Source organism: Hoskinsella mucinilytica, from assembly GCF_045223415.1.
Taxonomy (GTDB): Bacteria; Bacillota_I; Bacilli_A; order Erysipelotrichales; family Erysipelotrichaceae; genus Hoskinsella; species Hoskinsella mucinilytica.
Genome location: NZ_JBEQZJ010000017.1, coordinates 1 through 24,745 on the forward strand (window position 1 = coordinate 1; position 24,745 = coordinate 24,745).

The window sequence follows — 24,745 nt, forward strand, 5'->3', positions numbered from 1 at the left end:
CGGCCTGTATGGCTTTCACATAATCTGCTATTTTTGCGGCCATATCAAACACTCCTTTTTATAATGCCATTATCATAGCATATAAATTCTGATTAAGGAGTTTTTTTCCATATTTTTTTTACAGAGTAGAAAATGCCTGTTCAAAATCATATAAAAGATCATCGATATACTCACAACCAATAGATAAACGAATCGTATTCGGATAAATACCTTGTTCCTTTAATTCTGCTTCTGTAAGCTGTGCATGGGTGGTCGTAGCCGGATGAATGACCAACGATTTTACATCCGCAACATTCGCCAATAAGGAGAAGATTTCCAGCGCATCGATAAACTTCATTGCATCTTTTGCGTTCCCTTTGATTCGAAACGTAAAGATGGATCCTGCGCCATTTGGAAAATATCGCTCATATAAAGCATGATAACGACTATCCAAAAGCGAAGGATGCTCTAGCGCTTCTACCTGTGGATGATGTTGTAGATAAGATACCACTTTTAATGCATTTTCCACATGACGCTCTACTCGTAAAGATAAGGTTTCTAATCCTTGTAGTAACAAGAATGCATTAAATGGTGAAATTGCTGCACCGGTATCTCTTAAATACACTGCACGAATACGGGTCACATAGGCTGCCGGTGTCATGTTTGAAAATACTGCGCCATGATAAGAAGGATCACTTTCCGTTAATTGCGGAAACTTTCCACTCCCTACCCAATCAAAACGTCCTCCATCAATAATGACACCACCTAAACTGGTACCATGTCCACCGATAAATTTTGTTGCGGAATGAACAACGATATCTGCGCCATGTTCAATTGGCCGAAATAGAAAAGGTGTCGCAAAGGTGTTATCCACGATCAATGGGATCTTATGTTCATGAGCAATGTCACTCAGTGCTTCTATATCGATCAAGGAGCTATTGGGATTACCCAGGGTTTCGATAAATACCAACTTGGTATTGTCTTGTAAAGCCTCTTTGAAATTCATCGGGTCATCCCCATCCACAAAGGTTGTGGTTATCCCATAATCTGATAAGGTATGCGCCAATAGATTATAAGAACCACCATAAATCTGTTTCGCAGCAACGACATGATCCCCTGCCTTTGTTAATGACAAAATGGCGTAGGTGATCGCAGCGGCACCACTTGCTACTGCCAATGCTGCAATTCCTCCCTCTAAAGCTGCCATACGCTTTTCAAATACCTCTTGAGTGCTATTGGTCAAACGACCATAAATATTGCCCTCATCACTCAACGCAAAACGAGCTGCCGCCTGTTCACAACTGTCAAATACATAACTCGTTGTCTGATAAATCGGTACGGCACGAGATCCTGTAGCACGATCTGCTTGTTCCTGTCCGACATGTAACTGTTTCGTTTCAAAATTCCATTCCCTTTGTTGATTGTTCTTCATACAATTTTCCTCCTATGGTTACTCACTTATGAGTGGTGTAGAAAAATAACGATCTCCTCCATCCGGTAAGATCACAACAATGCGTTTTTGCGCAAAGCGATCTCTTTTTGCGATTTCCATTGCAGCCGCAAGTGCTGCACCGGATGATATTCCTGCTAGTATCCCTTGCGTTTTTGCCAACGCTTTTCCATATGCAAAGGCATCTTCATTACTTATCGTAATGATCTCATCATATATATTTGTATTTAAAGTATCAGGTACAAATCCTGCACCAATCCCTTGGATCTTATGAGGTCCCGATGTTCCTTCAGATAACATCGGAGAATCTTTTGGTTCCACTGCCACAATGTGAAGATGTGGGTGTTGTTGTTTTAAATAAGCACCAACACCGGAAATCGTTCCTCCGGTCCCGATTCCTGCTACAAGCACATCTATCTGTCCATCCATCTGTCGCTCAATTTCCGGTCCTGTTGTTAGATAATGAGCTTTGGGATTCGCCTTATTTTCAAATTGGCCTAATATATAAGCATTACCTAATTCTTGTACAAGTTCTTGTGCCTTAGCGATGGCACCCTTCATTCCATCCTTACCGGGTGTTAAAACGACCTGTGCACCATATGCTTGTATCAAGTTTCTACGTTCAATGCTCATTGTTTCCGGCATGACGATGATTGCCTTCATTCCCTTTGCCGCTGCACTTGCCGCAATTCCGATTCCGGTATTGCCACTTGTTGGCTCTATCAAAGTTGTTCCTTCACTGATTTTCTTAGATGCCAAAGCATCCTCGATCATACTTTTTGCGATTCTATCTTTTACGGAGCCACTTGGGTTATAAGATTCCAGCTTCGCATATACCATTGCTTTTGTTTCATACTTTCGACACATGGAAGATAACTCCACGATCGGGGTATTTCCAATCAATTCAAAATAATCTTTTTTTACTTCTGTCATCTGTTGATTCCTCCGTTTCTTTTCAATTCACTAAATTCATATAGAATTAGTATGATATAAATATAGAAGAAAAGAGAGCGTATGTCAAGCATAATCTCTCTAAACGACAACTTTAATGCTTTTGATCAGCTGAAAGGTCTATCATATCCGCAAACAACGGTGTTCCTAAACCAAAGCCACCGGATACACTTAATACCTGTCCTGTTGTATAGGCTGCCCCATCAGATGCGAAATACACCACCGCCTCAGCGATCTCTTCCGGCTTTCCCATACGTTTGATCGGTGTATGGCGTAAAAAGAATTCTTGAAATTCCTTTGACATATGATCCATCACAGCATCCGTTGCGGTTTGACCCGGACAAACTACATTCACACGGATTTGATCTCTTGCAACCTGTAACGCAATATTCTTGGATAAATAAATGATCGCATCCTTACTAACCGCATAACCGATTCTTGCAATATCGGGAATCTGCCCTCCGATAGAACTGATATTAACGATGCTACCTCCACCTTGCTTTTTCATATAGGGTAAGATCGCCTGAGTAGATAAGAATACACTAGCCAGATTTTGATCCATGGTATTCATAAAGTCAGAATACGTTGTATGTTCGATATCTAAATCAGTTCTTGGATCAGAAGTACCGAAATTATTCACCAACACATCAATTCTTCCTTCTTTTTCTATGACCTCTTCTATCATGGACCCATAAGTTTCTTTCTTTGTCGCATCCTGATATACCGGATAAACGAAACATCCTATCTTTCGTAAAGCCGCTGCTTTTTCTTCAGCACGCTCAAGATTTCTTGCGGCCATATAGACCTTTGCTCCTTCTTTGGCACATGCCTCTACGATTGCATATCCGATACCACGAGTCGATGCGGTAACCAAAACTACTTTATCTTTTAATCTCATAAATGACACTCCTTTTCATCACATCTATCCACAGTATACACCAAGAAGGCCACTTTCATTACTGATATGCTTCAAAGAAAAAGACATCATAAGATGCCTTCTAAATAACATAAGTTCCATGATCCAAGAAACGATCGACAAAATCTTGTAAGGTAACACTGTCTACATAATCATTGATCACCTTATTTAATCCTTCATAAAAGGCTAAGGTTTGGCAACTTTCTTTTCTTTCACATAGATTATATTGTGTTTCCAAACAAGCTACACAGCTAAGATTTCCTTCCACTGCACGAAGAATTTCACCTGCAGTATACTGTTTGGGATCCTTGATCAAGGAATAACCACCTTGTGCACCACGAATACTACGAATCAACCCTGCCTTCGTCAAGGAAGAAACGATTTGTTCGAGATATTTCGTTGAAATTTCCTGTCGTTTACTGATATCATGTAGCGATACATGCTTTTCCTGTCCATTTTGTGCAAGATCGATCATTAGACGCAATGCATAACGTCCCTTCGTAGATATTTTCACACCATTCAACTCCTTTGATTCCTTTTAGTATACCACAGTTTTTATTTTTTCACTATCTAGCTACCCATTTATGCTTCATCCAAATACCCTTGATAGCTATCACATTTTAAAATTGATTTGGCTCTCTCCACTTCCGTTTGATCTGGTACTTTGGTATCCTCTAATGCATAAGGTATTCCAAGTTCCTTCCATTTATATACCCCAAGCGTATGATAAGGTAATATCTCTACTCGCTTCACACAATGTAGTGAAGCTAAGAAATCGGAAAGTGCTTGTAAGTATTCTAATTGATCATTGATTCCTGGTACCAATACATGACGTATCCAAATCGGCTTATGAATTTCATCCAGATATCGAATCATATCCAAAATATTCGCATTGGGTTGCCCTGTCAACTTAAGATGTTGTGTCTCATCTATGTGTTTGATATCCACCAAAAGCAGATCCGTTACCTCCATCAGTGCTTGAAACTTTGAAAAAAACGGTTCTTCCCTCGTAAATGGATTACCACATGTATCGATCACAGTATGAATGCCCATCTTTTTAGCACGTGTAAATAAATCAATCAAAAAATCAATCTGTAGTAACGGTTCTCCACCACTCACTGTGATGCCCCCTTGCTTTCCCCAATAAGTACGATATCGTAATGCTTTTTTCAACAACTCTTCACTTGTCGTATCTGCTTCACCTTTTTGCCATGTATCGGGATTATGACAATACTGACAACGCATTTGACAACCCTTCAAAAATATCACAAAGCGTACGCCGGGTCCATCCACTGAGCCAAAGGTCTCTATGGAATGAAGTGCACATTTCATCGGTTCCATGATGCTTCCTCCTAGTTTTATCATATACAAAAGGTCTGCGCAAGGCAGACCTAAATCACATTCCTACAAACTTTCGTGGCAGGTTCTTGCGATAACATCTAATTGCTGTTCACGAGTCAAATCGATGAATTTCACTGCGTATCCGGAAACACGAATGGTAAAGTTTGCATACTCTTCCTTTTCAGGATGTTCCATTGCGTCCTTTAACTTTTCAATTCCAAACACATTAACATTCAAGTGATGTGCTCCTTGTTCAAAATAGCCATCTAATACTCTAACAAGGTTATTCACACGTTCTTCTTCATCATGACCAAGCGCACTTGGATTGATGGTCTGTGTATTAGAAATACCATCTAATGCATATTCATAAGGTAACTTCGCAACAGAATTCAAAGATGCTAACAAGCCATTCTTTTCAGCACCATAAGCTGGATTTGCTCCAGGAGATAAAGGCTCTCCTGCTTTACGTCCATCAGGCAATGCACCGGTTGCTTTTCCATATACAACATTACTTGTAATGGTCAAGATAGAAGTCGTAGGTTCAGAATTACGATAAGTATGACGTTTTTCAATTTTACCCATGAATTCCTTCAACAACCATACAGCGATATCATCTGCACGATCATCATCATTTCCATAACGAGGGAAATCGCCTTCGATTTCATAATCGATAACCAATCCATTTTCATCACGCACGGTTTTTACTTTCGCATATTTGATTGCACTCAAAGAATCTACAACATGAGAGAATCCTGCGATACCGGTAGCGAATGTTCTACGTACATCAGTATCGATCAAAGCCATCTGGCTTGCTTCATAGTAATATTTATCATGCATATATTGAATCAAGTTCAAGATATTGACATATAGGTCTGCCAACCATTCCATCATGATATCATATTTATGCATAACTTCATCATAATCCAAATACTCTGATGTAATCGGACGATATTCAGGTCCTACCTGTGTTTTTGTCTTTTCATCAACACCACCATTGATAGCATATAATAAACATTTCGCAAGGTTTGCACGTGCTCCGAAGAACTGCATTTCCTTACCTGTTTGTGTAGCACTTACACAGCAACATACTGCATAGTCATCTCCCCAAACAGGACGCATAACATCATCATTTTCATATTGTACAGAACTTGTATCAATAGAGATGCGAGCAGAATAATCTTTGAATTTTTCAGGTAAGTTTTTAGAATATAACACAGTTAGGTTTGGTTCTGGAGCTGGTCCCATATTCTCCAATGTGTGAAGGAAACGGAAATCAGATTTCGTTACCATGTGACGACCATCCATACCAAGACCTGCAAGATCTAAGGTAGCCCATACAGGATCTCCTGAGAATAACTGATTATAAGAAGGAATACGAGCAAATTTTACCATACGGAATTTCATGGTCATATGATCGATCAATTCTTGTGCTTCACTTTCAGTTAGAATGCCTTGTTCTAAATCACGTTCGATATAAATATCAAGGAATGTAGAAACACGTCCCACAGACATTGCTGCGCCATTCTGTGTCTTGATCGCCGCAAGATATCCAAAGTATAACCACTGTACTGCTTCTTTGGCATTCTTCGCAGGTCCTGAAATATCATAGCCATAGCTTTGTGCCATTGCTTTCATACCCTTTAATGCTTTGATCTGTTCCGCAAGCTCTTCACGCTGACGAATGATATCATCCATCATTGTTCCACAACCACAATTGGCTTTGTCATGTTCCTTCATTTCGATCAAATAATCAATACCATATAAAGCAACACGACGATAGTCACCGACAATACGTCCACGACCATAAGTATCAGGAAGTCCTGTTACGATTTTATTACGACGTGCCAGACGCATTTCCGGCGTATAACATTCAAATACCGCATCGTTATGTGTTTTGTGATATTCATGGAAAATTTCATGTAATTTTTCACTAGGTTCATACCCATAAGTCGTACATGCCTCTTCACTCATTTTAATGCCACCATAAGGCATAAAAGCACGTTTCAAAGGTTTATCTGTTTGAAGACCGACGATTTTTTCCAAATCTTTCAATTCTTCTTTGATATAACCTGGGCCATAGCTGGTAAGAGAAGAAACGATTTCTGTTTCCATATCAAGGACACCGTTTTTTGCACGTTCTTCTTTCTGCAATTTCTGCAGTTCTCCCCATAATTTGTCAGTAGCTTCTGTAGGATCAGCCAAGAAAGATTCATCTCCATCATATGGCTTGTAGTTGTTTTGGATAAAATCTCGGACATTTACTTCTTCTTTCCAGATACGTCCGCTGAAACCTTCCCATTCTTTGCGTTCATTCGTCATTTTCTTTTACCTCCGTTTACCTTTTTATTATACAGAAATATTGAGCACCTCGCAATGTTAACCACTTCTAATTCACATAAGCGTTGGATGCATAAGAAAAGAGCCTACACCAATCCAGACTCTATGCCCAGACGGTCGGCTCTGTAACATTATACTTCATGTGGTCAATTCCACTTCCGTCAGTCGTATAACTGATTACACTTTATCATTTTTCACTTTGCTCGTCAACAAGTTCACCCATTTTTTTACAAAATATACGATATTGATTTCCATTCAAGCGTTTTGCCTGATACATCGCTTCATCAGCACAATGATATAAGGTAGAAACTTCTTGACCATCCATTGGATATCTTGCGGCCCCGATACTTGCGCTTAATGGTTTTCCAAAAGCATCCAACCCTTGAATTGCACGCAAAATATCATCTAATTTGGTATCGATATCCGCATGTAGTGACATATTACGGATAAATATCACAAACTCATCTCCACCGATTCTGGAACAAATATCATCTGTTCTGCATACATTCTGTATTGCTTTCGCAACCTTGATCAAACAAGTATCTCCACATTGATGACCATATGTATCATTTAATATTTTAAAATCATCCAAATCAATCAAGATCATCACATGCATCACTTGTAGACCACTATGTTTTAAGGTATTTTCCATCTTATGAAACAAAGCACTACGATTATACAATCCCGTCAAAGCATCTGTTTGAGACAGTTTTCTTAATTCAATCGTTCTATTCATTTCCTTATCGATATCATATATCAAAACACTTGCCTTTACATCATTGGTATATGGATCTAAAATCAATCTGATCTCTCCCAATGCCCAATACTCTTTCCCATGTTCATCATATCTTCGATGTTTTAATGTAATCACACGTTTCCCTTTTTCATATTGTGCAAGCAGAAAATCTTGAGAAAAAATCTTTAGATACTTCTTACGATCTTTCAATGAAACAAAATGATCCGCAGAATAATGTGCGATATACGTAAAGGATTTTCTTACTGCTTGTGGTAATACATCCGCCACCCTACCCTCTACGGAATCAAAACGGTCACGAGTAAGATCATATTCATAATATGCAATTGTTTCATTTTTCTTTTGGTCAAATTCTACTTTCCAATTTTCAAATGCCATTTCTTTTTCATGGATATCCGTATAATCCTCATAAGAGATGATTGCTGTTTCAGGAAGTGATTGCTCATCATACAGCATGGTATAACGTGCTTTGATCCATCGCATTTCCTTCAAAGGAAGGATCATTTGTCTGAATATTGCTTCTCCGCTTGCTTTTCCTAATTTCATATCTTGATAAAAATTCAAAAATTCATTTATGGTGTCTTCACTGATAATGTTCTTTTCAATGGCAATATCAGGCATATTTTCTACTCTTCTACCGTTTTCTTTCGTTTCTGCGCCATCATCCGTAATTGACAATATCTTAGATTTCACATCATAACGAAGGATACTTAAGCTTCCTTGATGCAATGCTATTCTTTTTTCTTCTTCACTGATTCGTAATTGGTTCATCATTTCCTTGCGTGTGGTATTATCTAAAACGATCGCAAGATAGTGATTCTTGAGAACATCCGAAACGACCCTAGCTACCATCCAACGAAGCGTTCCATCCTTTTTCCTCACCCGATATTCTAGATCAAAAACACTATCATGATCTTTGATATGCGTTAACAACTCTGTTTTAAAATTCGAAAAATCTTCAGCATATATGATACGTGTGGATAATATATCATCTTGTTTTAATTCAGTTTCTTGATAGCCCAGCATCTTATAAATATATGTATTATGATAGACACAATGCAGGGTTTCCTGTTCTATACGAACACATAGGATACCACATGGTACACTGTTGGTTCTTAAGCGATTTATTTTCACGATTTCATCATCCATAAGTGCATCATTGATCCATGTAAATTTAAACAAGATACAAGATTGACCCTCAAAGAGGATGATCTCATAAGATGTGCGATATCTAAATTCATGATTTTTTTGATCGTATAAAACAATGAAAGCTTCATGATTTACATAGATACGTTTACATTGTTTTCGTAATGTATCTAGATTCAAGTCTTGATGATCGATTTCCTTGATCAATGCATCACTATGCCAAATCAGTTCCCAGTTTTCATCATTAGAAAAGCACAAGAAGCTTTGATCAGATAGCTCTGTTAAAACAAGCAAATCCTTTACGTTATAGTTTCTTGTGCTCATATGATCATTCCCTTCTTGCCCATTATACATCATGCATTTGAGAAAAAGAGAAATTAGGAAAAATTATTTAGACTTTTTTTTGTATCTTTCACCATCCAGAAAAAACATGGTGAAGGTCGCTCTAGATAACAATACATCTTCATCGTTAAATATAAACACTTCATAAACGCCTGTTGTTCTACCGGCTGATATCTCTTGCGCAATGCCAATCAGCTTTCCACCTTTTCCCGGTTTTATATAATTGATGGTTCCAGACAACGTCACACTATCTCTACCTGTCGCAAAGCTTGCGGCACCTGCGGCTGTATCCGCAAGTGAATAAAGCGCTCCGCCATGTACAAAACCATGAACATTCAAAATCTGTTCATCTATGATCATTTCCACTTTCGCATATCCTTCCTTTACCTCGCTTACATGCATATCATTACTTTGTAGATACATGCTAGAAGAATTCAATCGTGCTTTTAATTCTGCCATTGTTTCTTGTGCCATATGATCAGCCTCCTGTCTTAACTATTATACCTTATCCTCTTGAAAAGATGAAGAATATGTCTTTTCTTCTAGTATAAAGAACGCTTGTATGGGTATACTGTTCTTACGTGATAAAGGCTTACATTTTTCAATTAAGGTCTTTAAAATCGAAATAGTTATGGTATAATATTAACTGCGACTAAAGGTATGCCGTCTTATTAAACTGACTGTTTCCTCAAAATCACAACTACCCTCATAGTAAAATGGATATTACGAATTCCTCCTAAGCACCCGCATAGGAGGTACCAATTTGTTAGCAAATCTGAGCAAAAGCCTTAATATTTCACAACTGCCCACGTAGCTCAGTTGGATAGAGCGTGCGCCTCCTAAGCGTAAGGTCGGGGATTCAAATTCCTCCGTGGGCGCCATTTTAAAGGCTTTTTTGACACTTTACATGAAATTGTAAGGTGTCTTTTTTTGTTTATGAATATAACTTTTGCATAAAAAGTTTGTGAAATTTTAGCTTAGTAATTTTGGTAGAACTCGAACCATACCTTGAATTCTTGCTAACAAAATTGCCTGTTTGCTAACAAGAATTTTTGTTCCTGTTTTCCACATTCCCAAAAAGAAAATAAGAGATACCCCTTATTTCTTTAATGCTTCTACTAATTGATTCATCAGTTCCGGATTTTTCTGTAAAGTAGATACCAGTTTATCAACATCTACTTCAACTGTTTTATTCTCCTGATCTTTCATACCATTACCTGATTGCGTATAAAAGGTTTCGTCAAACTTCTTAGCATTTAACTTTCTATCTTCATCCAAAATATGGCTGTAGACCTCTGTTACCATATCAGCCTGTGCATGTCCTGTATCACCTTGTGTTGCTTTAATATCGCCATGATTCAGTTTTAATTTATATGTGGTGCTTGTATGCCTTAGTGAATGAAATACAATAGGAGGTAACCCTGTCTTTTCAATAAGATGGTTTAATCCATGTCGTATAACGTTATGAGAACAATACCATCCATCTTCATAACAGACCACCAATCCAAAATCATAGTATTCGTCCTGAAAAAATTCCTGATATTTTTTCTGTTCCTCTTTCCATTCTCGCAACAGATAGGCTAAGGTATTTGGTAACCATATCTTTCTTATGCTTGTTTCCGTTTTTGGTTTTTTTAATACCCACTTTAATTTATTCCCTCTTGTGCTTCTCGACGGCAGCACTTCAATGACACCTTTTTCTCCTAATGCTTCTAACGCTTCAGCAGAAACTGATTCTAATTGACATTCCACGTTGATATGTGCATCTTCATTAGCAATTTCTTCATCTGTGATATGGACATTCTTCCATTGCAATCCTAGAACCTCACCTAAACGTAATGAACAAGCAAATGCGAGATGAATTGCAACTGCCAACTTAGGATCCTCACACGCATCTAAAGCCTCAATGATCATATTTGAATTCCAAATATCTCTTTTTGCATATACATGTTTAGGAGGCTTAACTTTTTTGATAACATTTACACCAACTAAATCCCATGTTTCTGCTACTCCGAATGCACATTTCAATAATCTATGAATTTGATTTACTGTTCCAGCAGATATATTCTTGCTTTCCTTGAATATTTTATTACCGGTACTAGGTGTACGTAATAATTGATGATAATACTTTTCTATCGTCAATGCATTTACTTCCTGAATTTTCAAATCACCAAGAATAGGATTGATATAGTTATTTATTAATCGTTTGTTTCGAGCATAAGTAGACAAAGACCATTCTTTCAATCCATAAAGCTCAATAAATGATTCTAAAAATTCACGAACATTCTGAACACTAGGCGCAATAAAGGTACCTATTTCAATTTTATTTTCAATTTCCGCTTTTCTTGCTCTGGCTTTCTTTAAGGTATCAAAAGCCTCCCACTTTTGTTTAGATTCTCCATTATCATTTGTATACCGATAAATAACTACAAATGAATTTTTCCTTTTTTGTATAGATGCCATATACATTACTCCTTTCAATATCTCAATCATATCCGTAATTAAAAATAAAATCGAATGTGCGATTTGAATAAACAAAAAGGAGCTATAACAACTCCTCCTGTAATTTATGTATCAATTTCATTTTTAATTTTGGATCATTTTCTATTTGCTCCAGCAATGCTTCTAGATCAGAAGTATCTTTAGGCAGATATGCGTCAAATTTCCTTTTGATTCCTGCATTGTTAATTTTTTGACTGCCATTTTTGTCATGTGTTTTAGGCTTCACGCTAGTAAACAACAAACATTGTGGGTTCTCTGTATAAAACTTAACAGCATTTGATACACCATTTTCGTCTTTCTGAACACCATAATTTTTTAATTTTACTAATGTCAATTCTTTATGCTTCATTTTTTCTTTCACTAAACAGAACAATTTACTAAATGATCTTTCTCCATAAGGTATTCCTGTTTCTGTATCAATTACAAATTCATGTTCCATAGAATTTAAGCTAAACATTTTAGCCTGTGTATCCTTCCATAACTCAATAACGGGCACTAATAACTGTGGTATCATGATTTTCCTTGGTGTTTCCTTATAAAGAAGTGTAAACGCTGTATTGGTATCTGTGAAGGCTTCATTTTTAAATTGTTTAATGATTCTTGTTTGATCCATAGCTTGAATCGTATTTAAGTTATACCTTTTTGCAATCTTATTCGAAACAATATAACTATTTTTTCCACAAAGATGTATATCCTTCCAACACAATCCAAATAATTCACTGATATTCAATCCACAACCAAACAACAAGTGTAATGCTATGAATAACCGTTGATCATCACAATATTCAAACATAAGTTTAACATACTCAAGATTCCAGTTATTTTCTATTTTATTCGTTGGTTTACATTTAGGGATAGTAACTGTATGAAACGGATTGTCTTTTATCAATTTTTCATTAACAAGATAATCAAACGTACCCTTCAACATAGTATAGCAACTGTATAACATAGAATACGGCATATACTCACTTTTCTTTTGATTTCTTTTTCCGATAGCAGGGAGCTTTTCTAGTTCACTAAGTAATGATTCTGCAAACTCAATATTTATATCTGCTATTGTATTATCTCCTAAAACCTTTCTTAGATAATTGTTGACGATTCCGATATTTGATTCATAGCGAGATTCGCTCCATATGGATAACCCTATCCTAGATATATACGTATTTAAAAAATCAAGAATTTTAGTTTGACATGTAAACTGCATTGAGCACTGTTCTTCATTCTCTATCTCGGTTTTTCTTTTGACTGCTTCCTTAAAATCATAAAATGTTTCCCATACTGCTTTATCCATTCCATTTTTATCTATTACATGATAAATTACAGAAAAGGCTTTTCTTCTTTTAGTTATTACTGCCATTTTGATTTCCTCCTATAAGCTTTCACTTAGCCATTTATCAAAGGATTCCTTCGAAATACGAATGCTTGACCCAATTCTTACTGATTTGAACTTATTTTCATTCACAAGCTGATAGGCAGCATTCTTTCCAATATCTAAAATCTTCATAATCTCTTGAACGGTATAAGTTCTTTTCTCGCAAATAATTGGTTTCTTCATTCATTTCCGCCCTCCTTTCACTAAATCTTAATGGTTATGAATAATATACACAAATGTGCGATTCCATCAAAATGACAGTAATAATGTAGCATTGTTAAACATTGTACATATTGATACCAAGACTGATTACAAGTTTACTTTCAATTTGTTTCATATCTAATCGATCAACTATACCAACATATCCTCTTAATCGAGCCTTATCAATAGTCCTTATTTGCTCTAATAAAACTATAGAATCTGTTTTTAAGCCAATAGCTGAAGAAATCATATGGTGTGTAGGTATATTATGCTTAGTGTAAATTTTTGCGGTGATAGCGGCAATAATTGTTGTAGGACTATACTTATTGCCCATATCATTCTGAATAATAAGCACAGGACGAATACCACCTTGCTCTGATCCAAAACTTGGTTCTAAATCAGCATAGTATATTTGTCCTCTATAAACCTGATTAAACACATAGCTACCTCCTCTCCACATCCTAAATAGGTATGTAAAACCGTATTCAATTGACTTTTTGAAAAATATAAAATTTTCATCATAATTGAATACGGTTATTGGTTATTTATATTTCTTGTTTCTATTCGTCCCTGACCGCCGAAACTGCAATCGTTGATAGGCTGTTTTTGCATAACAGCTCCATGAGATGGTGATGTTCTTTAAAATGGCGTCCATTCTATCTCCTGCGTGGTTCTCACCCAGCTGCCTGTCATTGCTTGCGACGGAATAAAACCGCTCTAGCGCCGACTACAGAAGTAGCATTATCCCAGCATTTATCATCGCCTATAGTTGCAAACTATTTTTCAGACAGATAGGTTATTCGCTCACATGTTCACATTTTCTGTTCTGCATGGTCATGGCGTATCATCTGATGGGCTTAAAACACTGTTAATGTTATCAAACGATTAGTATTCAGTTATCAAAGAGCTATTAGGGATTGTCTTATTTAACCCCTTCACTATATAGCCCAGGAAAACACCTATTTTCTTACACCTTATTGAAAATTCTTTAATTTTTTCTTTAAACGATGAATTCTAACATAAATCGTTCCTTCACTTTTGCCAATAATCTGTGAAATTTCTAATACAGAATAGCCCATTACCCTTAATAACAAAATAGATAAGGTTTCAGGATCTGTTTTTGATAAATAAGCAAATAAAGACTCATTTTCGATATTATTTAATAAATCTTCAACAGATCTAATTTCCTTTTTATCTTGATAAGGCAAATTCAAGAAAAATGTGTCTAGAGTTGCAGTTTGTCTGCTTCTGATCCTTCTGTCAGATAAAAACTGTTTATAATCATAATCTCGTAACTGATATATGATATTTTCTTCTACTCCTAATTCTCTTAAGAGTTGTTCTTCTCGTTGTTTCCATTCTTTCCATTTTTTTAATTCTAACGATTTATTATAACTCATGATATATCCTCCTTCATTTCGTTTTTCAACTAATGAAGAAGGTGGCGGTGCACGTATTTGATAATAACAGTGTCGAGGATCTAAACTACCGATCAATATAAAATAGACCGTCTATCTCGTGAAGTTCAACAACTTTTACATCCAGCATTTCGCAGAATAGTTTTAACTCTTGATATTGACTATCATCAACAAGTAATCTAGTTTTATCTGCTACGATAACAACACCAATATCTCCTCGGTTAACATGAGTTCTAATTGAATTTACAGCGCTTGAATGTGGATCTTCCCCAGTACTAACTTCCTTTCTTCTCCCAAATACTGAGTAATACATCCCTTCAAGATGATTCAGAATCTTGTCTTTTTGATACTCTAGCAAGATTCTTTCTGATTCATTAGAAACTTTACTATGAATCCAAATACATAAATAACGTTCCATAAGACGTTCCTCCTTGTGAAGATTTCCTCTTCAAACAAGTAAGGACAATCAAAGTTCTTCCTGCTCAAAAAAAACACGCAGTTTTTTTAAAATTTTCATTTTCCGATAATGTAATGTAGAAAAAGGAATATGTAAAAGGTTTGCTAGTTCTCTCTCTGTTTTCTCATAAAAATAAATTTCAATCACAATCATCCTATCTTCAAATGATAACTGATTTAATGCATAATATAATTTATGTTTTAAAAACTTTTTATGTATTTGTAATACTATATCGTTATTAAATTTATTATTTAAACATGAAAAGGAAATATCCATATTCCCACAAAAATAAATATGCTTATCTCTTTTCATATCTCTAAGTTTTTTTCTATAACTATTTCTACAAACTGCATAAATTTCTCTACTTACTTTGATCTTTATTTTATGTATACAGATGTAATAAGAAATTTTATCATTATTTCTTTGAATCCAAAAATCGTATCTATTATAATCATTTTTCATGTATTTCTCCTTTCTTCTTCCGATAAATCCTGAAGAAGAATGGAGGTGATCTTGGTAAAGTTTTAAGACAAAAAAAAACAAGCAGATATGAATATTTAATGTGGCTCTGCTTGTTCAAAGTATAAAAAAATGCTAATATACCATTGTTTATATTAATTCCAACTATCTTTTTTAATATTATCTTTCTAATCGATATATCCTCGTTTTGTCGTTTATATAATAAAAAATCCATTGGCATAAACTTCTCAATATAAGGAAGAATTTGCTAATGGAATATACCTAAAATCATATATATCATTTTAATTTATATAATAACCAAACAAAATGTTTATAGAGTTCAAAAGTAAACTCCCTAAAACAATATTGTTATAAGTATACTGCTTTAGATAAGCGAATATAATTAATTCAATAGCTATAATAAATAACGCTTTATAATTCATTTTCTTAAAAAATATATATTGATCATTATTTATTGATTTGTTTTGGGACTGAATAGGACAGTATCGAGCAATTATGATGCATAAAAGCAAGATACTTGGCAAAATAAGGATTGGATTAAGAATATAGGCTTTAAAAACTAAAGGAAAAGCCACAAAAACAATAATGCTAACTGTTAAACATAGATATTTATTATTTAAATGTAATCCTCCTGAATAAATACGAATAATCAAAAAGTTTAAAAAAAATAAAATTGCTTCTATAAAAGAATCTGTAAAATAGCTAATCACAAATATTATAATGAAAGTACAAGTATATAACTTTAAAATTTCAAGACCATACTCATAAATATCTAATTCATCATTACTGATAACATTTGATTCTATTAAACTATTTAAGATGAATGATTTTACTTTTCTTTCTTGCATTTATATTTCTCTAAAATTTTTGGTTCCACAGGTTGATACCACACACAACATCCTGAACTATTAACAGTTTTTTTTGCTACAGTTACTAATGATAAAGCTGTTAATTTTTTTATCATATTTTTTTTCATAATACACCCTCCTCATATAAAAGTATATCTTAAATTTTACTTAATCGATACATATAAAGCATAACTAACTTGATTTTGACATAAGTTGCAACTCTACATACTGTTATTTCCTAATTCGTGATAAGGAAGAATAACAGTCGTCACAAATTTCTTTTCAGAATCTAAATATTGAAACTTGACTTGACCATGTAATAAATGAACTGCTTGCTTTATATTTTTGATTCCTATTCCATGAATTTCTTTATCTCGTTTATTAGATTCAAGAAAATCTTGTCTATTTATATTTGCCGTGTTTACTATTCTTATAATGATATAATTTGTTTCATTCTGTTTAAAAGTGATATAAATTGATCCACCACCTATACAACAGCTTTCAACAGCATTTTCCAATATATTGTATAGAATAGTTATTAAATCATATAAATGTATGTAACATAAATCTAAATCCTGTATTTCATCATAAATAAATTTAATTTTACTTGTATCAAGCTTCTCATTTATATTACAAAGAACCAAATCTAAAATTTTATTACCACTACAGTTTTGGTTAGATAATTTGATTGATGCCTCAAACATACTTTGCAGATATTGCTTCATTTGCTCATAATCATTATTTAATAATAAAGTATTCAATATATTAATGTGTTTATTGAAATCATGAATGTATCTCTTATTATCACTATACCTTTGATCAATTAATTTATAATATAATTCATTTAATTTGTCTTTTGTTTTAGTTTCATTTAATTCAATATTTAATCTTTCTGATTCATTTACTTTATACATTATATATAAAACAATAAAATTTGAGAAAAATAACATAATTATGCTTATTCTAACATAAATATTTATTGGATTAAAATCTTCTATAATACCATAAATTAGTATAATATAAGATATTGGCATTATCATGACAGGAATTAACGATTTGAAATAAATTGTATTTGATAATAAGCTCTTCAATGGGAAATAGGTAAAAACCAGCAACATTTTTAAAACACTATTAAATATAATAAATAAAAAAGTCCCTATAATCGTATTTAATAATTCATAATAAAAATTATTTAAAAAGAAGAAAGACATAATTTCAGATATTGATGCTATTACATTATAAAGAACTGAAAAAACAATTGATGTTTTTATATTTATCCCAAAAATAAAATTAGATATTAACATAATCATAAAGAAAAATACTACAAAATTTAATGTTTTGATTTCTAGCATGTTTATCATCGTCATAATTAAAATGATTGGTAATATAATCAAGTTTTTTAATTTAACTGTATTTGTATTGCTACTATCCTTATTCTCTAAGAATTTAAATACAATAGAAACATCAATAATATTTGATAAAATCAAAAGTAGTGAATTCATATTCATTCAATATCTCCCAAATAGTCAAATAATAAACTCTTAAATTTATCTTTATAAGTTCGAGATAGAGGTATTGTACCACCACTTTTTAATATGACTTGATTATTTTTTATATAATAAACATGCTTTAAATTTACTAAAAATGAATTATGAGAACGCACAAAATGATTTTGACTTAATAATTCCTCCCATTTTTTCAATTGTTTCTTAGAACTTCTTTTGCTACCTTTATAATATATATATGTACTTCTTCCAACAACTTCTATGTATTCTATATTTCTATAATATAGTTTTAATCCCGTTTGTAATTCATCAAAAACAAACAAATCATCTTCTATTATTTTTTTTAAAACATTCTTTAAATCATAAAACAATTCTTCTTTATCAATTGGTTTAGTTATATATCGTAGTGCTCTTACTCTATATCCCTCTTTAAGGTATGCATTTGAGCTAGATATAAAAATAATATTTTGCTCTTCATTATTATCAATAAATTTTCTAGCTATTGATATTCCATCAATATCAACTAATTGAATATCTAACAATATTAAGTCATATTTAGAAACACTTTCTAATAACTTATAACCAGATTTATAAACATCAATTACATAGTCATATATCTTAAAATCATGAAGAAATTCCTTAAATAAAGTATATATAATTTTTAGATCTTCAATATCATCATCACATATAGCAAATTTATACATATTCTCACCCCAATATTTTCTTATCATATTTATCTATGATTGCTTCTATGTCTAAAATATTTTGTTCATATAGACAATTATCAGGATATTTATTGTTTACTTTGTTATATACGCTATCTATACCATTTATCTCTAATAATCTATTTATGATACTACCATAATATTCATTTCCAAGCATTTTTATGATTTCTTTAAATTTAGACATTGAATAAAACACCTCACATAAATATATCCAGACTTATCTTAAATCCTTATATTTAATAAATCAAGAGAAAATCATAACTGACTTAAATATTACATAACTTACATTTAAATAATCATACTTACATGTTATACTGAAATCATCTTTTTTCAAATTTATGAAAGGACACTTTAGCATGAGAAAAACACTTTATTCTTTTATTACTGTAACGTCATACATCTTAACTAATATATGCTATTATTTTTTTAGTTATTGTTATCAATTACACACATATAAAGGAGAAGGTTATGCTAATATCAAAAATCTTAATTCAAATAACTATATTCCCAATTTGATTTTTTTTATCCTATTTTCACTAGTTACGACAATTTTTTTATATCTAATTTTCAGGAATTCCAGGAAAAATATATTAAACTTAATACTTCATTTGGGAATCGTTTTTATATTGAATTATTCTATATGTATAATTATCCCTATATATTCTTTCTTTTATGATGATTGGACTCAACTAGTCTTCTCTATATGGAATAAATCTTTGTTTATTTTCAATATTCTTTTTACTATTTCCATAACACTTATTCTATATTTGATTGATATAACAAATAAAAAGTTTCCTAGAAAATGAATTAAGAAAATCCTTAAAAATCAGTTAGAGGATTCAATAGTAACCAATTACATAATTCAAATTCAATTATAATAAGTTTAGTCATAATATGAATTAATGCTTGGAGTTTTTTAGACACCTAAGAATAGAGACTTTATCGCTATTTTAAATATAAAAATATCGAGCCAAATTGTCTTGAGTAATAGACTCTCGAAAACTATTTGGCTCGATCAAATCAGATTTATAACTAAATTAAGCACCATTCTTAGCGATTTTAAATTTTTTCTTATTCAAATAAATTTTTAAATATTTATTCTGTCTTTGATGAATTCTACAAAAGCTTGGCCAGCAGCTTCTAATTGGTCATGATCCGCAGAACTGATCATCCCACGTATTGTCGATATGATTAAATCATCAGATGTATATACATCTATTGCGGTTTTTAAGTTATCAAAACTCCCGTTAAATGCATTAATCATAAATTGAGAAAACCTGTGTTCATATTCTTTATCTGGCCCGTAATAATAATTCAATATAACGCCATGAATGACAGATGAGGAAGATTCTTTTAAATTTTGAATAATATTAACAGCATCCATATCAGCTAATATGTCCTGATAAGAAAAATTTGTATTTGCTGCATCATATGATCCCATAAGGGATCGAGCACTATTTAATCTTTCTGAAACTGTATTTCCTGTAACATCTTCAGCCATTGTTACTAAATCTCCAGCCCAGCCGGCAAATGCATCGTATAGCACATCATTTTCCGCAGTTTTATATAAAAGTGCATTCATAACTGCCATTAAATGTTCAGATCCTATTCCATAACCTGTTAACGGATCATATATCTCTAATGGTGTCTTATAATTCATTATTTTTTTCGCTATTTCATAAAAATCTAAATCCATCGAACCTGCTGTTAATGTCCATATTTTTGAATTATATGTACCATAACGATATACCTGAATAGTTAATAGATTGGCCTCAGCAACATTACCTTTATAAGTATATGCTGCATTATATACATCTTGAACTTGTTCAACAAATTTTACATTAGCTTCATCAATAACTGAATCTGTTGTATTAACACTTGTAATACCTTGATCCAAGCCTGATACTGCATCATTGTCTATTTCAAAGTCGCTGACATTAACCGAAATTATTTGATTGAATGACCAGTTTTTGGGCATTTTAAATCCTAAATTCCCACTAAAACCAGTAGACATACCACTTACGAAACTATATGTGACATAACCATAATCTGAAATAATAGTACAAGTATTTCTTGCACTATAGATACCTGCTCTATAGTTTCCATCAGATCTTAAAGTTTCAGATATTGATTTAAAATATGGAACAACACTATAGTATAAATCACCTTCCATTATATCTACATCAACTGCAAAATATATAACAGTTCCTCGTGGAAATCCAAATTCTTTTGCTGAAGATATTGCACTGATTGAATCTTCTCTACCTTGAGCACTATTAAAATATTCTATTGAATTTGCCCATGTTTGGTAAATTGGAAAAATATGCATATCATTATTTAAAATAAGATTTATCTCAGTCGCTGTTAACCTTTTATCCATCCCATTGATAATTCCATGTGTTATATATCTGCCTACATAAGTATACCCATAGCCTTTTAATACATTAATTCGTGCTTGTGTTAATGGAGTAGCGCAATCGCATCCATTAACGTCACGATTTACATCTCCACTACTAAGTAATAAATATTTCATTAAGCTCGCATTTGCAATACCAGTAATTGGTAGTGACATAAAAGCTTCAAATCTTTTGATAGAATTTAAGGTAATTGAATCAAAATTTGTAGAAAATGTATCAAATTGTTCATAACCATTTATAAATAGACTCCACTGCAGGAATTTTACGAAGATGCTGGATGAACCAGTTTTCAATGTTGGAAATAGCCGTGAAGTTGTTGGCCCAAATACACCATTTGCGGCACTTGCATCTAACCCTTCTTCCTTCTGTATAGCAAAGATTATTCCAGTGATAGTATCTCTTTGACAAACCCCATCGCAAGCTACATATTCCCCAATATAATCAAAATAATTATGATTAAGCTCTTTTTGAATTGATTGTATTTCTCCCTTACCACCATAATCTCCCAAAACTTTAAATTGTTTCATAGATAGAAGAACTTTCCAGATATGTATATTGACATCTCCATTATTATTAGTTAACCCCATATCATTTTTCATAAAAGCTATAGCTAATCCACTACCTGTTATAGTATGAATACCTGTAAGTTGACCTCTTCCTGCATCGTAGCCTTTGCAATAACATGCCCCTTGAATGACCTTTACGATATTACTTGGTTTTTTTGAAGTATCATTAACGTCTACCGCCTTTATGATACCTAATGATTCCACTGCTGCTGCAGTAGCTGGTCCAAAAACACCATTTGGATTAGTTAATCCTAACTCAATTTGCAAAGCAACTATTAACGCATCAATAGTACTCTGTCCTGTTGCACCATTTGCTTTAAGATTGTCGATTAATTTATTACCTTTATAAGTACTCTTAAGCCAGTTTTGAGTATTTACAACATATGGATCCATAATATTACCTCCTTATTATCCTATTTTCATTGGTCAAAACACATTTTATAAAAAACAACTTTGTCTGTTTCATAATCACTAATTTATAAAAGAACATTTTTCACTATTGAGTAAATAAATTTTCTTTGCTTATCATAATCTTCTATAGGTGTTTTAATAGTCTTAGTTTTTGCATTATATTGTGATAATGAGTAATGTTTGCCATCCCTTTCAAACATGAATATATTGGTCATTTATGTTTAGTTTCATACATATTACCAGTCTCTTCATTGCCATAATAATCATTTTTATATAACGATCATAAAATTTCTGATATGCTATTCTACTAAGGAATGCGTGTTTATATACCAATTAACTTATAATACCAAGCGATCATTTACTAATTCCTATTTATTTGTAACTAATTGCTTTGCAAATATACCAACTGAAGTAAGCCATGCTCCAAAAGCCTCTAAACCTGCCAATGCTGCTCCGACACCTGTATAAATTGTCACACCTACTAATACAACAGCAAACGCATATTCAAATGCTTTTTTTACATCAAAACTAGAGTTATCATCAGGTTTAAGTGGTAATTGATTCAGCGTGAATTCAAAGGAAATACCTGCTTTTGCTGTAACATTTGTTCCTTTTAAAGTTAATTCATCTGAGAAAACCTTAATAATGAATTTTATTCCAGTTATTGCAAAATCATAAGATAATTCTATATAACCAGCAGTAGCACTAATCGCAATATTTCTAACATAATCCTCAACCTGAGTTTTTAAATTAGCATCTTCTATAACTGTCGTAATTTTACTAATTTTGTCTTTAAAACCTGCTGAAACATTTCCATCACTATCTAAATCAATTGGTATTATAGAGGAATCGGTACTTGTCTCCCAATCACTATAAACTCGCATGTCAATATTCATTACAAATGTTCCATCTGTAACAGTTGCTAAGTGTATTGGTGCAGCATTGTATGAGAAGGTAAAATCTAATAATTGTGATGAAAAATTCATTGCATCAGCTACTCTATATACAAAATCATTACGTAAAGAATTCTTTTGTTGCTCTACTCTCTTCTTATCAATTTCACTCACAGTATCGTCACTTACTACATCAAATACAGAAATTCCTCCATCTATCTTTCCAGAATATGAAACTTTATCAAGGGGGAAACTTGGGGATGAATTCAATTCATATTCAAAAAATTGATCAAACACCCAATTCTTTGGTAACGGGAATCCTAGATTACCAGCAAAACCCCAAGACATTCCACAAATAAAACTCGCATCAGCATATTCTTTATTTGATATTATAGTACACACTTGCCTTGGAGCATAAATACCAACCCTATATCCTTTTGGATTATCCCCAGAAAAGAACACCTGTTTTATTGACCAAAAATATGGAATGATGTTTTCTATAACTTCATCTCCATAGCAATCAAAATCTACGGCAAAGTATATTATGGACCCAGATGGAGCACCTATTTTCCTCGCAGCTTCTATTGCTATTCTAGCATCTTCAGAGCCCTGCATTCGATTTTGAAAATATTTAGAATAGTAACCACCATCTTGATAAATCAAAAATACATTTAACCCAGCGTCACTAATATATTTAATTTCATCTTTAGTTAAATATTTTGGTATAAAATCATTCCCAACACTTCCTGTTAAATACCTTCCAACATGTGTATATCCAGCTTTTTTTATATCTAACGCTTGTTGTCTATTTAGAACAGTAGAGCAATCGCAAGCATATGCTTTTCTATCTTGATCACCAGTGCTTGTCATTAATGCTTTTATGGTCGTTGGATTTGCCACTCCTAAAGATACAGCTCCAACTGATACAAGAGCATAGTCTGTTTGCATTTGAGAAACTTGTTTTTTTGTGGATTCATCATATGTTCCATTAAAATTACTTGTTTCATACCCATTTACATAAAGAGCATATTGTAGTATTTTAATATATTTAGCATAACTGCTAGATGAATTTACTGATAAAGTAGGACATTTACTGAATGTAGAAGGTCCGAAATTGATCTGTGTTAAGTCATCTACAACAGTTAGTCCTTCTGCTGCTTGTAAAGCCCCTATAAGAGATAATGCCGTTCTTCTCGAAATCACACCATCACATGGCCCTATACCTAATTGATTTGCCCAATCAATATTAAGCTGTTTTTGTAGTTTTTGAATTCTGTAATCTCCATTATCAACTAATTTGAACCAAAACAATGACAACAACCCTGACCACACTTTCCAGTTAATAATACCATCTACTTCTATACCAGCATCCTGTTGCATAGATTTAACTGCATTGACCCCAGTTGTGTAATAAATTCCAGTGATACCCCCAGCATTATACCCTTTTGCAAATAAAGCCCCTTGAATTAAGCATACATCTACACTTGGCTCATCATCAGGTTCCATTTTAACAATAGGATTCATGTTTTTCATACAAGCCAATGTTACAGGACCTAATTCACCTGTTGGAGTTATTGCATGTTCAATTTGAAAAGCTCTTACAGTTGCTTGCATTAAAGTAGTTCCTGTATTACCATTTGGCGTAATATGAACCCAACCTGAACTGTTACCAAAAATAGTATTCAACCAATTCTGAAATGTTACAATATTTGAATCTCTTGCTTCTTTTTCCAT

General features: G+C 33.2%; 22 protein-coding genes, 1 tRNA gene and 1 riboswitch. Of the genes, 1 reads left to right on the top strand and 22 read right to left on the bottom strand.

The features are described from left to right. Window positions 1-118 precede the first annotated feature (118 nt). The 8 genes from UGRO018_RS07515 to UGRO018_RS07550 form a co-directional block, all read right to left on the bottom strand. Window positions 119-1,411, bottom strand: coding sequence for an O-acetylhomoserine aminocarboxypropyltransferase/cysteine synthase family protein (locus tag UGRO018_RS07515; protein ID WP_416325859.1), 1,293 nt, complete (start codon window positions 1,409-1,411; stop codon window positions 119-121). An 18-nt stretch (window positions 1,412-1,429) separates the two neighbouring features. Then, window positions 1,430-2,362, bottom strand: a complete 933-nt coding sequence (cysK, locus tag UGRO018_RS07520; RefSeq protein ID WP_416325860.1) for a cysteine synthase A — start codon at window positions 2,360-2,362, stop codon at window positions 1,430-1,432. Window positions 2,363-2,474: 112 nt separating this feature from the next. Beyond that, window positions 2,475-3,278, bottom strand: a complete 804-nt coding sequence (gene hdhA, locus UGRO018_RS07525) for a 7alpha-hydroxysteroid dehydrogenase (RefSeq protein ID WP_416325861.1) — start codon at window positions 3,276-3,278, stop codon at window positions 2,475-2,477. A 100-nt stretch (window positions 3,279-3,378) separates the two neighbouring features. Continuing rightward, on the bottom strand, window positions 3,379-3,810 hold the full coding sequence (locus UGRO018_RS07530; RefSeq protein ID WP_416325862.1) for an RrF2 family transcriptional regulator: 432 nt from the start codon (window positions 3,808-3,810) through the stop codon (window positions 3,379-3,381). A gap of 68 nt (window positions 3,811-3,878) precedes the next feature. After that, a complete protein-coding gene (pflA, locus tag UGRO018_RS07535) occupies window positions 3,879-4,637 on the bottom strand; it encodes a pyruvate formate-lyase-activating protein (RefSeq protein WP_416325863.1) in 759 nt (252 codons plus the stop codon). 63 nt (window positions 4,638-4,700) lie between these two features. Then, window positions 4,701-6,956, bottom strand: a complete 2,256-nt coding sequence (gene pflB, locus UGRO018_RS07540; protein ID WP_416325864.1) for a formate C-acetyltransferase — start codon at window positions 6,954-6,956, stop codon at window positions 4,701-4,703. 118 nt (window positions 6,957-7,074) lie between these two features. After that, a riboswitch (ZMP/ZTP riboswitch) is annotated at window positions 7,075-7,153 on the bottom strand. Between the two features lie 8 nt (window positions 7,154-7,161). Continuing rightward, on the bottom strand, window positions 7,162-9,198 hold the full coding sequence (locus UGRO018_RS07545) for a GGDEF domain-containing protein (RefSeq protein WP_416325865.1): 2,037 nt from the start codon (window positions 9,196-9,198) through the stop codon (window positions 7,162-7,164). 63 nt (window positions 9,199-9,261) lie between these two features. Continuing rightward, window positions 9,262-9,690, bottom strand: coding sequence for a PaaI family thioesterase (locus tag UGRO018_RS07550; RefSeq protein ID WP_416325866.1), 429 nt, complete (start codon window positions 9,688-9,690; stop codon window positions 9,262-9,264). 330 nt (window positions 9,691-10,020) lie between these two features. On the opposite strand from UGRO018_RS07550, the gene UGRO018_RS07555 reads away from it, so the two are divergent. After that, a tRNA-Arg gene (locus UGRO018_RS07555) sits at window positions 10,021-10,097 on the top strand. A gap of 217 nt (window positions 10,098-10,314) precedes the next feature. Here UGRO018_RS07555 and UGRO018_RS07560 read toward each other — a convergent pair. The 14 genes from UGRO018_RS07560 to UGRO018_RS07625 form a co-directional block, all read right to left on the bottom strand. After that, window positions 10,315-11,679: a site-specific integrase gene (locus UGRO018_RS07560; RefSeq protein ID WP_416325867.1), complete on the bottom strand. Its 1,365-nt coding sequence runs from the start codon at window positions 11,677-11,679 to the stop codon at window positions 10,315-10,317. Window positions 11,680-11,761: 82 nt separating this feature from the next. Next, on the bottom strand, window positions 11,762-13,075 hold the full coding sequence (locus UGRO018_RS07565; protein WP_416325868.1) for a tyrosine-type recombinase/integrase: 1,314 nt from the start codon (window positions 13,073-13,075) through the stop codon (window positions 11,762-11,764). A 12-nt stretch (window positions 13,076-13,087) separates the two neighbouring features. Further along, window positions 13,088-13,273 carry a helix-turn-helix domain-containing protein gene (locus tag UGRO018_RS07570; RefSeq protein WP_416325869.1) on the bottom strand — a complete coding sequence of 62 codons (186 nt, stop codon included), beginning with the start codon at window positions 13,271-13,273 and terminating at the stop codon, window positions 13,088-13,090. Between the two features lie 94 nt (window positions 13,274-13,367). After that, entirely contained in the window at window positions 13,368-13,730 is a 363-nt protein-coding gene (locus UGRO018_RS07575; protein ID WP_416325870.1) for a type II toxin-antitoxin system PemK/MazF family toxin, read from the bottom strand. A gap of 535 nt (window positions 13,731-14,265) precedes the next feature. Further along, window positions 14,266-14,691, bottom strand: a complete 426-nt coding sequence (locus tag UGRO018_RS07580) for an RNA polymerase sigma factor (protein ID WP_416325871.1) — start codon at window positions 14,689-14,691, stop codon at window positions 14,266-14,268. A gap of 85 nt (window positions 14,692-14,776) precedes the next feature. Further along, window positions 14,777-15,127, bottom strand: coding sequence for a hypothetical protein (locus UGRO018_RS07585; protein WP_416325872.1), 351 nt, complete (start codon window positions 15,125-15,127; stop codon window positions 14,777-14,779). Between the two features lie 48 nt (window positions 15,128-15,175). Continuing rightward, complete coding sequence (locus UGRO018_RS07590; protein ID WP_416325873.1) at window positions 15,176-15,628, bottom strand: sigma-70 RNA polymerase sigma factor region 4 domain-containing protein; 453 nt, start codon at window positions 15,626-15,628, stop codon at window positions 15,176-15,178. A 299-nt stretch (window positions 15,629-15,927) separates the two neighbouring features. Then, a complete protein-coding gene (locus tag UGRO018_RS07595) occupies window positions 15,928-16,494 on the bottom strand; it encodes an accessory gene regulator B family protein (RefSeq protein ID WP_416325874.1) in 567 nt (188 codons plus the stop codon). After that, entirely contained in the window at window positions 16,476-16,622 is a 147-nt protein-coding gene (locus UGRO018_RS07600; RefSeq protein ID WP_416325875.1) for an AgrD family cyclic lactone autoinducer peptide, read from the bottom strand. The genes UGRO018_RS07595 and UGRO018_RS07600 overlap by 19 nt, the downstream gene beginning before the upstream one ends. Before the next feature lie 93 nt (window positions 16,623-16,715). Beyond that, entirely contained in the window at window positions 16,716-18,002 is a 1,287-nt protein-coding gene (locus UGRO018_RS07605; protein ID WP_416325876.1) for a GHKL domain-containing protein, read from the bottom strand. Then, window positions 17,999-18,703, bottom strand: coding sequence for a LytR/AlgR family response regulator transcription factor (locus UGRO018_RS07610; RefSeq protein ID WP_416325877.1), 705 nt, complete (start codon window positions 18,701-18,703; stop codon window positions 17,999-18,001). Before UGRO018_RS07610 ends, UGRO018_RS07605 begins: the two co-directional genes overlap by 4 nt. Before the next feature lie 4 nt (window positions 18,704-18,707). Further along, window positions 18,708-18,908, bottom strand: coding sequence for a hypothetical protein (locus UGRO018_RS07615; protein WP_416325878.1), 201 nt, complete (start codon window positions 18,906-18,908; stop codon window positions 18,708-18,710). Between the two features lie 903 nt (window positions 18,909-19,811). Continuing rightward, window positions 19,812-22,100, bottom strand: coding sequence for a glycoside hydrolase domain-containing protein (locus tag UGRO018_RS07620; RefSeq protein WP_416325879.1), 2,289 nt, complete (start codon window positions 22,098-22,100; stop codon window positions 19,812-19,814). Between the two features lie 386 nt (window positions 22,101-22,486). After that, entirely contained in the window at window positions 22,487-24,745 is a 2,259-nt protein-coding gene (locus UGRO018_RS07625) for a glycoside hydrolase domain-containing protein (protein WP_416325880.1), read from the bottom strand.